Source organism: Streptomyces murinus (assembly GCF_002154555.1).
GTDB lineage: Bacteria > Actinomycetota > Actinomycetes > Streptomycetales > Streptomycetaceae > Streptomyces > Streptomyces murinus.
In genome coordinates, this window is record NZ_MUNF01000580.1 from 1 (window position 1) to 260 (window position 260).

Below are 260 nucleotides of genomic sequence, written 5' to 3' on the forward strand. Positions count from 1 at the left end.
CTCCCGCGCCCGTCGTGGGTGCCCCCCGGCCGCTCAGTGCCGCACCCGCGCCCGCACCGAGGGTCTCCGAGACCACCACCGGCTGGCCCAGCGAGTCCGTCCCCGCGACCACCGCCACCCCCACCCCGCCCCGCGGCTTCGACGCCGTGGCCGAAGAGGTGCTCGGGGACGGTCCGGTCACCGAGACCGTGGAGGGGGCCGAGCTGCTCACCGAACCGATGACGCGGATCAACGAGGCCGTGCGCGCGGGCCGGATCGAG

The 260-nt window shown here is 76.9% G+C and carries 1 pseudogene; it reads left to right on the top strand.

Annotated elements, in window-relative coordinates:
• Positions 1-14: 14 nt before the first annotated feature.
• Positions 15-260 (top strand): annotated as a pseudogene (locus CCN72_RS30090) (hypothetical protein); the annotation flags it as partial.